We start from the raw sequence: 12,301 nt of genomic DNA, 5'->3' as shown, positions 1-12,301 counted from the left end.
ATCAACGCCGGATCAATGAGCAACGACTACGCGCGGGGGCGGTTGGTTCGCTCTCACACCCCCTCGTAACCCCTGTGAAACACGAACGAGGCAAACTGGTAGACACGCCGTTCTGTAACTCCGAGAGGTACGCCTTGGACCGCCAGCAGGAATTCGTCCTCCGCACGCTCGAAGAGCGAGACATCCGGTTCATCCGGCTGTGGTTCACCGACGTGCTCGGTTTCCTGAAGTCGGTGGCGATCGCGCCGGCCGAGCTGGAGGGCGCCTTCGCCGAGGGCATCGGGTTCGACGGCTCGGCGATCGAGGGCTTCTCGCGGGTCTACGAGTCGGACATGCTGGCCAAGCCCGACCCCTCGACGTTCCAGATCCTGCCGTGGCGCAGCGAGACGCCGGGCGCCGCCCGCATGTTCTGCGACATCCTGATGCCGGACGGCTCGCCGTCGCACGCCGACCCGCGTTTCGTGCTGAAGCGGACGCTGGCCAAGGCGGCCGACATGGGGTTCACCTTCTACACCCACCCCGAGGTCGAGTTCTTCCTGCTGCGCAACCGGCCGGAGAAGGGCAGCAGGCCCGAGCCGATAGACGAGGGCGGCTACTTCGACCACACCCCGCACAGCGCGGGCCACGACTTCCGCCGCAACGCGATCATGATGCTGGAGTCGATGGGCATCTCGGTGGAGTACAGCCACCACGAGGGCGCCCCGGGCCAGCAGGAGATCGACCTGCGGTACGCCGACGCGCTCACCACCGCCGACAACATCATGACGTTCCGGCTGGTCATGAAGGAGGTGGCGCTGGAGCAGGGCGTGTGGGCCTCGTTCATGCCCAAGCCGTTCACCGACTTCCCCGGCTCCGGCATGCACACGCACATGTCGCTGTTCGAGGGCGACCGCAACGCCTTCTACGAGCCCGGCTCCGACTACCAGCTCTCCAAGATCGGCCGGTCGTTCATCGGCGGCCTGCTCCGGCACGCCGCGGAGATCACCGCCGTGTGCAACCAGTGGGTGAACTCCTACAAGCGGCTGTGGGGCGGCGCCGAGGCGATCGCCGGAGCCGGCGGAGAGGCCCCCGCGTACATCTGCTGGGGGCACAACAACCGCTCGGCGCTCGTGCGGGTGCCGATGTACAAGCCGCACAAGGGTGGCTCCACCCGCATCGAGTTCCGGTCGCTCGACTCCTCCTGCAACCCCTACCTCGCCTTCGCCGTCATCCTGGCGGCCGGGCTCAAGGGCATCGAGGAGGGGTACGAGATGCCGCCGGGGGCCGAGGACGACGTGTGGGCGCTCACCAGCTCGGAGCGGCGGGCGCTCGGCATCCAGCCGCTGCCCCAGTCGCTCGACGAGGCGATCGCGGCGATGGAGCACAGCGAGCTCGTCGCCGAGACCCTCGGTGAGCACGTCTTCGACTACTTCCTGCGTAACAAGCGCTCGGAGTGGCAGGAGTACCGCCGCCAGGTGACCGAGTACGAGCTCGGCCGCTACCTGCCGGTGCTGTAGCCGCCGCGCCGTCACGGCGACGTTACAGGTTGCAAATCTTCCCGACACTCCCGTCCGTTTAACTGTTTCCTATGCCGGAACAGTAAAATCGGCGCACTTGTTGTGACCCTTACGGGTGAGCCGTATCGACGTGACTCAGGGAGGACGTGGCCATATGACGGCGGCTGCGGGACTGCAGACCGTTCTGACCGTACCGAAGCGCTTCCGGGGGCCCGAGGGCACCGCCAACGGCGGATGGATCGCGGGCACCCTCGCCGGGACGCTGACGGGGGCCGGTCATGAATCTCCGGTGGAGGTCACCCTCCGCAGACCGGTCCCGCTCGAAACCGGGCTGACGCTCGAACAGGTCGGCAACGCCGTCGTCCTGAGCGTCGGCGAGAGCCATCTCGCCGAGGCCATCCCCGTCGCGGAGCCGCTGACGCCGCCGCCGTTCGTGTCGTTCACCGACGCGGCGCGGGCGGAGTCGGGCTTCCCCGGACTGCACGGCCACGCCATCGCCGGCTGCTTCGCCTGCGGGCTGCGCGAGCCGGGCGACGGCCTGCGGATCTTCCCCGGTCCGGTGGACGGCACCGACCTGGTGGCCGCCGGATGGCGGGTGCCGTTCAACGTCACCGACGAGCAGGGCGTGGTCCCCGGCTCGATCATCTGGGCGGCGCTCGACTGCGCCACCGGGTGGGCGCACCACCGCGCGTTCACCGGCGCCGAGCCCGCCCGGCCTCCGCTCCTCGGGCGGCTCACCGGGCAGGTGTTCCGCCGGGTCTACCCGATGGGCAGGTATTCCGTCGTCGCCCGCGCGACCGGCCGCGAGGGCCGCAAGATCTTCGGCACCAGCGCGGTCTACGAGGTGGACGGCACGCTGGTCGCCGCCGCCCAGGCGACCTGGATCATCCCCAAGTGATCAGCCGGCGGTGAGACGGGCGGCCACGAGCGCGGCGCAGCGGGGATCGAACAGGATCGTGTAGTGGTTGCAGTCGGGGACGACCTCGTCGCGCAGCCCCGGCAGCTCCGCCTTCCACCGCGCGGTGAGATCGTCGGGCTGCAGCCCGACGTCCTGGTTCAGCAGCCCTCTGGGCGCGCGGAGCAGCAGCGGCGCGGGCTCGATCGCCTTGAGCGCCGCGCCGAGTTCCGCGTGTCTCGTGAGGGGCCAGCGGCCGTCCTGCCGTACGGCCTCCTCGCGGACGCGCGACCGCACGGCGCCGTCCGGTCCGGTGGCGTCGTAGCGGACGTACTCCTCGACGACCGGGGACCAGTCGCCGGCCAGCGCGGGGTGGGCGCGGAACAGGTCGAGATACGCCTCCACGTCCGGGAAGGTCCGGGAGAGCCGGGCGATGGCGGGGCCGAGCGTCGCCGCCATCACCTCGTCGGGGTCCGCGCCCGGCGGCAGCGGCAGCGGCAGGCCGCCGTCCACCAGCACGACCCGGGCATAGCGCCACCCTCCATCCCCTGCGGCCCCGGTTCGAGCGGCCCCGATGCGAGCGGCGGCGTGCAGGGCGGCGACGTAGGCGCCCATCGAATGCCCGGTGAGCACGCTGGTGCCGTCCGCGCCGACGTGCCGGGCCACCAGTTCCAGGTCCTCCGCGTGCCGGTCCAGGCCGTACGGGCCGGGCAGGCCGGCGCTGTGGCCGCGGCCGCGCAGGTCGGCGGCGACCAGCGACCAGTCGGTCGGCAGCGCGTCGCCCACCGCCCGCCAGGCCATGAGGGAGGCGCTGATGCCGTGCGCCGCGATGATCAGACGCGGGCCGTCGCCGAACCGGGCGATCCGCAGCCGCCCGCCGGGGACGGCGACTTCGTCGAACTTCATGGAACGGACTGTACGGAACCGCGCATGCCGCGCCTGACCCGGGCGCCGGCGGCCGGGGGCGTGCCCCGGCAGGGTCGCCTCCTCGCTCGGTGGCGGACCCAGCCGGGCGCAGAGCCGGTAGGGGCACCGGTCAGAGGTAGTCCCGGTACAGGTTGACGGAGGGCCACGACGTCACGGCGTTGGCCGCCTGGCGTAGGGCGTTGTCGATGGACGCGTCGAAGTCGAGCTCGGTGTCGTCGTCACGCCTCCGGTTGAACAGGGCGGCCCAGTTGAGGCCGTCGTGGCGGCGTACGAGCAGGGTGGTCGTGCCGGGCAGGCTGCCGTTGTGGGCGGCGTCGATGCCGCCTCCGGCGTTGCGGACGACCCAGCCGCACCCGTACCACCACCCGCCCGGCTGGACCCCGATCTCCGGCTGGGCGAACGCCTGGTCGATCGAGTCGCCTTCCAGCGTCGGGAAGGTGATGTGGTCCAGGACGGGGTCGTACTTGATCCCGCGCTGGTCGAACAGGTCGCCGAACCGAACGACGTCGACCGCGCTGCCCAGCCAGCCGCCGTGGGCGTCCATGTTCTCCAGGTTGAAGCCGCCGTCGGGGGACGGCACCAAACTGCCGGAGGAGTCGAAGACGTAGACCGCCTCCTGCTTCGATTCGTAGGAGACCTCTCCGGGGGCGGCGTATTCGGGCAGGGAGCGGCCCTGGCGCATCCTGGTGATGCCCCGGGGATTGAGGATCCTCTCCTGGACGTAGGTGGCGTACGGCATCCCCCCGGCCTTCTCGATTATCCGGCCGAGCAGCATGTAGCCGTAGTTGCTGTAGGCGTACCTGGCCCCGGGGTCGAAGTCCAGCCGTACGCCGGTCGTGCGCCGCATGATGTTGGATCGGCTGATCGGAAGCGGCACGCCGAGCTCGCTCGCGATGACGGAATCGAGGAACATAGGGTCCGGCGTGAGGGCTCTGTCCCAGCCGCCCAGGTGCTGGAGGAGCCTGCGCACGGTCACGTTCCCCAGCCGGGCGTCGGCGGTCTTGCCTGGCGGCGGTGTCAGCGTGAGCCGGTCGGTCAGCTTGTCGTCGAGGCTGAGCTTTCCGGCCTGCACCAGCTTGAGCACGGCCGCCGCGGTGATCGGCTTGCTGACGCTGGCGAGCCGGAACAGCGCGGTCGGTTCGACCGTGAAATGCAGGTTGCGCGAGAAGCTGTATCCGCGGGCCAGCACCAGCTTGCCGTTGCGGCTGACGGCCAGGGAACCGGCGGAGATGTTCCGGTCCTGCATGAACCTGCTCATGGCCTGGTTGAAGGCGTCCAGCCCGGGATCGGTCGAGCCGGTCACCTTGAAGACGGGCCTGGGGAACTCGGGCTCGAAGGTGTCGGCGTGTGCCGTCCCCCGAGCCCCGGGCAGGAGGACGCCTCCGGCCACTCCGAGCCCGGCCAGCCCCGCCACCCGGCCGAAGTCGCGCCGGGTCAGTCTCTTCCGCTTCATCGGATCTCCGTCACCGGAGGGTCCGATCGCTCCTCCGCGGCCGATCACGCCTCGATCGCGATCTCGTTGTGGTTCACGCCGATGGGCACGACCGGCGGGAAGGGCGCCTGGTTCTGTCCCGGCTGAGGGACCTTGACATCGTCGTTCTCGGACACTTCTGCCTCATCTCGGACGGCTCGGGGTCTGCACGCATCAGCGTCGGGGCGCTCCGGCACGTACGGATAGAGCAATCACTACTCATCTTGGGACCGGCCGTTACTCCCGCGCCCGAGGTCGTGCGGCCGGGCGACGACCCCGCCGTGGCCATCTGGGTACGGCGGCTGTGCGCGTGCGACCCAGGTATCGCCTGTCCTGATATGTGTCTTTAAGCTGCGCGCATGGATGAACGTCTGCTCGTCATCGAGCACGAGGCCGAAGCCGGTCTGGGCTACTTCGCCGGCTGGCTGGAGGCCGCCGGCGTCGCCGTCGAGGTCGTCCGGCCGTACAAGGGAGAGGCGGTGCCCGCGACCGCGGGCGGCGGGCTGCTCGTCCTCGGCGGCGCCGCCGCCGCGTGGGACGACGAGGGGTATCCGTGGCTGCCCGCCACCAGGGACCTGCTCGCGCGCGCGGTGGACGGCGGAGTCCCGGTTCTCGGCATCTGCCTCGGCGCCCAGCTCATGACCCTGGCCTGCGGCGGGACCGTCGAGCGCGGCGACGCGGGCCCGGAGATCGGCCTCTGCGAGATCGAACCGCTGCCCGAGGCGGCGGACGACCCGCTCCTGTCCGCGCCGCCCGGCGGAACGGTACCCCTGCGATCTGAGCCCCTGCGGTCGGTGCCTCTGCGGACGGTGCAGTACCACTACGACGCGATGACCACCCTGCCACCCGGCGCGGTACGCCTCGCGACCGGCGCGCGGTACGCCAACCAGGCCTACCGGCTCGGCGACCACGCCTGGGCGGTGCAGTTCCACCCCGAGGCCACGCCCGAGATCTTCGCCTCCTGGGCCGGGAGCGGCGAGCTCGCGCCCGACACGGCGGCGGAGCTGACCACGCAGGTCACGGCGGCCGGGCGGGAGCTCGAACAGACCTGGAGGCCGCTGGCCGAGGCGTTCGCGGCCCAGGTGACACGGCTCTGACCTGCCGTCCCGCCGCGCGGGAGGCGCGGAGAAGGGGCGCGGGCAAACCGCGTGATGCACCGATTACGCAGAGAAACCGCTAAGGACGCCGCACAACCCGCCGGGTTACCGTGTGCGCGAGCCCGGCACGCGCCGAGCTGCGACATCAGTGGACGCCGGGAGGCGTCCGTTCGGGAATCGGGTCCCGAGGGGGGACCGATCTCTGCGAGGAGGCGTCCATCCCTGTGTACGGTTACTGGGAAGGCATGTCTCGGGGGACCGACGTGATCGACGTCGGGGTGGAGGAAGGAACGGTGAACGCGGCGCCGCGCATACAGACGACGGCTGGGCGCCTGGCCGCACTGGGATTCGCCGACGGCGCGCGGGCCGAACGGTTGCTGGACGACCTCGGCCCCGAGGCGGTCGGCGACTTCGCGCTGCTCGACGACCTGGTCAGGGCGGCCGACCCCGATCTCGCGCTCACCACATTGAGCCGCCTGGTCGAGCGGGATCCGAGCGTGCTCGGCACGTTCCGCGCCGATCCCGCGCTGCGCCGCAGGCTGCTCGGTGTGTTCGGGATCAGCGCGGCGCTCGGCGAGCACGTCGTACGGCACCCGGACTGCCTGACGGTGGCCGGGTCGCCGCAGTGGCCGGTCGCCCGTGAGCTGTGCGAGGAGTTGCTGCTGGCGGTCGGGGCGGACCCGGACGCCGCCGAGCCGGTGGCCGGCGGGGCCACGGCGGGCGCGGCCGAACCGGGCGTGGCCGCCCAGGCGATGGACGCGCTGCGCGTCGCCCACCGGACCAGGCTGCTCGACCTGGCCGCGCGGGACGTGACGGGCGAGTGCACGCTCGCGGAGACCGCCGCCGCGCTGGCCGACCTGGCCGCCGCGGCGCTCGACGCGGCCCTCGCCATCGCCAGGGCGGAGGTGGCGGACGCCGGCGACGTGCGGCTCGCCGTCATCGGCATGGGCAAGTGCGGGGCGCGCGAGCTGAACTACATCTCCGACGTCGACGTCGTCTTCGTGGCCGAGCCGAAGGAGGGCGTCGACGAGACCAAGGCGCTGCAGATCGCGACGCGGCTCGCGCAGGGCATGATGCGGGCCTGCTCGGCGAGCACCCGCGAGGGTGCGCTGTGGGAGGTGGACGCCAACCTGCGTCCCGAGGGCAAGATGGGCCCGCTCGTCCGCAGCATGGAAAGCCACCTGGCCTACTATCGCCGCTGGGCCAAGACCTGGGAGTTCCAGGCGCTGCTGAAGGCCCGGCCGGTCGCCGGCGACCTGGACCTCGGCCAGGAGTACGTCGCCGCGGTCAACGACCTGGTGTGGCAGGCCGCGGCGCGGCCCAACTTCGTCGAGGACGTGCAGTCCATGCGCCGCCGGGTCGAGGCGCACGTGCCGGTGAGCGAGGCCGACCGGCAGATCAAGCTGGGGCCCGGCGGGCTGCGGGACATCGAGTTCGCCGTCCAGCTCCTGCAACTCGTGCACGGCCGCTCCGACCCGCTGCTGCGCCGCAGGGCGACGCTGTCGGCCCTCGCCGCTCTGTCGCGGGGCGGTTACGTCGGACGGGACGACGCCAAGGCCCTCGCCGAGGCGTACACCTTCCTGCGGCAGGTCGAGCACATGCTCCAGCTGCACCGGCTGCGCCGCACGCATGTGGTGCCGTCGGACACCGCCGACCTGCGGCGGATCGGCCGCGGGCTCGGCATGACGACCGACCCGGTGGGAGAGTTCACCACCACCTGGAAGCGGCACGCGCTGGAGGTGCGGAGGCTGCACGAGAAGCTGTTCTACCGGCCGCTGCTGCAGGCCGTCGCCCGCCTGCCGGAGACCGAGACCCGCCTGTCCGCGGCCGCTGCCACCGCGCGGCTCCAGGCGCTCGGGTACGCCGACCCCGAGGGCGCTTTACGGCACATCGCCGCTCTCACCAGCGGCGTCTCCCGCCGCGCGGCCATCCAGCGCACGCTGCTGCCGGTCATGCTCGGCTGGTTCGCCAACGCCCCCGACCCGGACGCCGGCCTGCTCGGGTTCCGCCAGGTGAGCGACAAGCTCGGCAGCACGCCGTGGTATCTGCGCCTGCTGCGGGACGAGACCGCCGTGGCCGAGCGCCTCGCCCACCTGCTCGGCACCAGCAAGTACGTCACCGTCCTGCTGCTGCACGCCCCGGACGCGGTCGGCATGCTGGGCTCGCCCGCCGAGCTCGCCGTACGGCCGGCCGCGACGCTGGCCGCCGAGGCCGCCGCGGCGGTGGGCCGCTACGCGGAGGACGCCGAGACCGCCGTCGCCGCCGCCCGCGCGCTGCGCCGCCGGGAACTGCTCCGTACGGCCTGCGCCGACCTGTCCGGCCTGATCGACATCGAGGAGGTCGGCCAGGCGCTGTCGTCACTCAACGACGTGACGATCCAGGCGGCGCTGACTGCGGCGATCAACAAGGTCACGCTGGAGCGGCGCGAGCCGTTCCCGACCCGCGTCGCCGTGATCGCCATGGGCCGCCTCGGCGGCCTGGAGAGCTCCTACGCCAGCGACGCCGATGTGATGTTCGTACACGCGCCGCTGCCCGGCGTGGCGGAGCGGGACGCCACCGACGCGGCCCACGCGGTGGCCGAGGAGACGCGCAGGCTGCTCGCGCGGCCCGCCCCCGACCCGCCGCTGCAGATCGACGCCGGGCTGCGGCCGGAGGGGCGGCAGGGGCCGCTCGTCCGCACGATCGCCTCCTACAAGGCCTACTACGACCGCTGGGCCTCGCACTGGGAGGCGCAGGCGCTGCTGCGCGCCCGGTTCTGCGCGGGTGACGCCGACCTCGGCCGGGAGTTCACGGCCCTCGTCGATCCGATGCGCTACCCGGAGGGCGGCATATCGGTCGACGCCGTACGGGAGATCCGCAAGCTCAAGGCCAGGATGGAGGCCGAACGCCTGCCGCGCGGCGCCGATCCGGCCCTGCACACCAAGCTCGGCAGGGGCGGGCTGACCGACGTGGAGTGGGTGGCCCAGCTCATCCAGTTGCGGCACGCGGGCGCCGTACCGGCGCTGCGCACCACCCGCACGCTGGACGCGCTGCGCGCCGCGGCGGCGGAGGACCTGCTCGACCCGGCCGACGAGGCGGTGCTCGCGGAGGCGTGGCTGTTCGCCTCGCGCATCCGCGACGCCCTGATGCTGGTGCGCGGCCGGGCCGCCGACAGCATCCCCACCCTGGTCAAGGAGCGGCTGCTGCTCGCGCGGGCCCTCGGCTACCCGCCGGAGGGCACCGAGGACTTCGTGGAGGACTACCGGCGCGCCACGCGGCGGGCCAGGACCGTCGTGGAGCGCGTCTTCTACGAGGGCTGACCCCTGCCGCCCGGCGGGTCCCCCGTCTCTCGGGACCCGCCCGGCGCGGCCGCCGTCCCCTTTGTCCAGATCCCTCGCGACTCTCCGGGTCCTTCTCGGCCCGCTGTCTCCCGACGGGCCGGCACGCCCGGCCTGGCTTCGACGGTCCGGCATGCCGTGGCGCCGCACGACCGCGGCTTTGTTTCAGGTTCCATTCATCCTGGAACTCCCGGCTGGGAGCCTCATTGAGTACGACTCATCGCTTGCCAATGACGGACCGGGGAGATGAACGCTGAGGTAGATCGTGATATCGGGCGAGGTAGTGGGCTTCCGGACCGGGCTCCCCGACGCGCGGAGCCGGAAATAGGCATGCACAAGCGCCTTGACTGACTTCGCTGATCACCTCGTAATTAGTACTCAAGCCATTGGGCCCTCGGTGACCCGGCCAGGACGGCGACCGCGGGCACTCGCCTGGCCGGCCTGTCCGGCGTCCTCGGCCCACCACGAGACGCGTCGCGCACTCCCTGGAGAACACGTGAACCATCGTGACAAGCCGCGCCGGCACGGCCTTTTCCCTCGGGCGGCGGTGCTGAGACCGCTTGTGACCGGGATCGCCGCCGCCGTGGCGGCGGCGACGGCGGTCGCCGCCGCCCCTGCGATCCCGGCTCTCGCCGCCACGACGACCCTGTACGTGTCGCCCTCCGGAACCGGCAGCGCCTGCTCCTCCGCGGAGCCGTGCTCCCTGGACGCGGCGCAGACGGCGGTCCGGTCGCAGAACGGCTCCATGTCCGGCGACATCGTCGTGCAGCTCGCCGACGGCGTGTACCGGCGCACCTCGCCGCTCAGGTTCACCGCCGCCGACTCCGGAAGCAACGGCTACCGGGTCGTCTGGCAGGCGGCGCCGGGGGCGCGCCCGGTCATCAGCGGCGCCAGGCAGGTCACCGGATGGACCGTCGCCGACTCCGGGAAGAACATCTGGAAGGCGAGCGTCGGCACCGGGATCGACGCCCGGCAGCTGTACGTCGACGGCCGCATGGCCACCCGGGCCCGTACCACGGTGAACCGGGCCGACTTCACCGCCACCGGCACCGGCCTGCGGTTCAGCAACAGCGCGCTGAGCTACCTGAACAACCTGGCCGGCCAGAGCCGGATCGAGCTGGAGGGCATCGGCTCGTTCACCGACCGGTACGTGCCCGTGCAGAGCATCTCCGGCAACTTCATCACGATGAAGCAGCCGGCCTGGAACAACAACACCTTCGGGTACGACACCATCGTCAACCCCTACCGCAAGGGACCGATGTACCTGGAGAACGCGTACGAGTTCCTGGACTCGCCCGGGGAGTGGTACCTCAACACCGGCACGGGGGTGCTGTACTACATCCCGCCGTCCGGGAAGAACATGAGCACCGCGGACGTGGAGCTTCCCCTCCTGCAGTCGCTGGTACAGCTCGGTGGCACCTACGCCGCGCCCGCGCACCACATCACCTTCTCCGGCATCACGTTCGCCGGGACGAGCTGGCTGGGGCCCAGCAGCAACCAGGGGTACGCCGACCAGCAGACGGGGGCGTACATCTCGGGCGACTGGAACTGGCCGAGTAACGCGCTGTCGTCCTGCCAGTACGGCTGCACCCAGTTCGAGTCGGTGCGTCCGCACTGGAACCAGATGCCCGCGGCCGTCCAGGTGTCGGCGGCCAACACGATCAGCTTCGTCCGCGACCGGTTCCTGAACCTGGGCCAGACGGCGCTGGGCATCGGCAACGACGCCAACGCTCACGCATCCGGGGTGGGGCTGGGGGCAAGCTCGATCACGGTGACGGGCAACGTGTTCGCGTACAGCGCGGCGGGCGCGGTGGTCGCGGGCGGCGTGCAGGCCGACGCGCACCATCCGAGCGACTCCCGGATGGTCAACCGCGACCTCACCTTCACCGACAACCTGGTGCACGACATCGGCGTGGACTACCGGGGCATCACCTCGTTCCTGCCCACCTATGTCACCAACGCCACGATCTCGCACAATGAGATCTACAACATGCCGTACCTGGGGGTCGCCTTCGGGTACGGATGGGGCTCCAACGATGCGGGCGGCAGCCCCGACTACACCAACCGGGGCCTGTACAACTACCAGCCGCGGTACTCGACGGCGACCACCGCGTCGAACAACAAGATCACGCAGAACTACGTGCACGACGTCATGCAGCAGATGAACGATGGGGCGTGCGTCTACACACTGTCGGCCAACCCCGGCGGGCAGATCAGCGGCAACTACTGCCTGAGGGCGGGCACGGGCCAGTTCGGCCTGTACTTCGACGAGGGATCCCGCTCCATCACGGCGACGAACAACGTCTTCGACGGCAGCTGGTGGATGTTCGCCCACGGCAACTACCAGGGCGGCAACAACACCGGAGCCCTGACGGTCACCAACAACTGGGCGTCCAGCAGCTCCACCGACGTGACGAACGGCGACCGCGGCAACACCGTCTACGGCAACACCACGGTCACCAACGGTAACTGGCCGACCGGCGCGCGGTCCGTCATGTCCGCCGCCGGGCTTGAGGCGGCCTACCAGGACATCAAGAACGAGACCGTTCCGTCGCCGTCGCCGTCGCCGTCGGCCTCTCCCTCGTCCTCGCCGAGCCAGTCTCCGTCGGCCTCTCCCTCGTCCTCGCCAAGCCCGTCTCCAAGCCCGTCTCCAAGCCCGTCTCCGAGCCCGTCTCCGAGCCCGTCTCCGAGCCAGTCCCCGAGCCAGTCCCCGAGCCAGTCGCCTGGTGGCGGGGGGTGCGCCGCCACCTACCGGGTCGTCAACGAGTGGCCCGGCGGGTTCCAGGGCGAGGTGACGGTGCGGAACAGCGGCGTCACCGCCACCACCTCGTGGTCGGTGAGCTGGATGTTTCCCAGCGGCCAGACCATCACCCAGGTCTGGAACGGCACCCTGTCCCAGAGCGGGTCCGCGGTCTCGGTGAGCAACGTCTCCTACAACGGCGCCCTCGGGGCCGGAGCCTCGACCACGTTCGGCTTCACCGGCTCCTCCAGCGGGAGCAACGGCGCTCCGGCATCCCTGACCTGCACCGCCTCCTGATCTCATGATCCGCGCCGGCGCCTGGGCGATCCGCCCCGGCGCCGGACCGCCACGGCTACGG

The 12,301-nt window shown here is 71.3% G+C and carries 7 protein-coding genes; 5 read left to right on the top strand and 2 right to left on the bottom strand.

Annotated features, from left to right (window positions below; all coding sequences use genetic code 11):
• Positions 1 to 134: 134 nt before the first annotated feature.
• Together glnA and FED44_RS16930 are read left to right on the top strand one after the other, a co-directional pair.
• Positions 135 to 1,496, top strand: coding sequence for a type I glutamate--ammonia ligase (gene glnA, locus FED44_RS16935; RefSeq protein WP_138461265.1), 1,362 nt, complete (start codon positions 135 to 137; stop codon positions 1,494 to 1,496).
• A gap of 154 nt (positions 1,497 to 1,650) precedes the next feature.
• Positions 1,651 to 2,394 carry a hotdog fold domain-containing protein gene (locus tag FED44_RS16930; protein ID WP_138461264.1) on the top strand — a complete coding sequence of 248 codons (744 nt, stop codon included), beginning with the start codon at positions 1,651 to 1,653 and terminating at the stop codon, positions 2,392 to 2,394.
• Here FED44_RS16930 and FED44_RS16925 read toward each other — a convergent pair whose 3' ends face one another.
• The gene (locus FED44_RS16925; protein WP_138461263.1) at positions 2,395 to 3,297 is read right to left on the bottom strand and encodes an alpha/beta hydrolase; all 903 of its coding nucleotides are present in this window, start codon (positions 3,295 to 3,297) and stop codon (positions 2,395 to 2,397) included.
• 130 nt (positions 3,298 to 3,427) lie between these two features.
• On the bottom strand, positions 3,428 to 4,771 hold the full coding sequence (locus tag FED44_RS16920; protein WP_138461262.1) for a serine hydrolase domain-containing protein: 1,344 nt from the start codon (positions 4,769 to 4,771) through the stop codon (positions 3,428 to 3,430).
• A 377-nt stretch (positions 4,772 to 5,148) separates the two neighbouring features.
• Between FED44_RS16920 and FED44_RS16915 the strand changes: the two genes are divergently transcribed.
• The 3 genes from FED44_RS16915 (at position 5,149) to FED44_RS37380 (ending at position 12,240) form a co-directional block, all read left to right on the top strand.
• Complete coding sequence (locus FED44_RS16915; protein WP_138461261.1) at positions 5,149 to 5,886, top strand: type 1 glutamine amidotransferase; 738 nt, start codon at positions 5,149 to 5,151, stop codon at positions 5,884 to 5,886.
• Between the two features lie 245 nt (positions 5,887 to 6,131).
• Positions 6,132 to 9,185 (top strand): bifunctional [glutamine synthetase] adenylyltransferase/[glutamine synthetase]-adenylyl-L-tyrosine phosphorylase, encoded by a 3,054-nt coding sequence (locus tag FED44_RS16910; protein WP_138461260.1) that lies wholly within the window; start codon positions 6,132 to 6,134, stop codon positions 9,183 to 9,185.
• A 565-nt stretch (positions 9,186 to 9,750) separates the two neighbouring features.
• Entirely contained in the window at positions 9,751 to 12,240 is a 2,490-nt protein-coding gene (locus FED44_RS37380) for a cellulose-binding domain-containing protein (protein ID WP_138461259.1), read from the top strand.
• Positions 12,241 to 12,301: the final 61 nt, after the last annotated feature.

Origin of the sequence: Microbispora triticiradicis, assembly GCF_005864065.1 — a bacterium.
Taxonomy (GTDB): domain Bacteria; phylum Actinomycetota; class Actinomycetes; order Streptosporangiales; family Streptosporangiaceae; genus Microbispora; species Microbispora triticiradicis.
The sequence above is the reverse complement of the archived record's forward strand: the minus strand, read 5'-3'. Positions and strand labels throughout refer to the sequence as shown.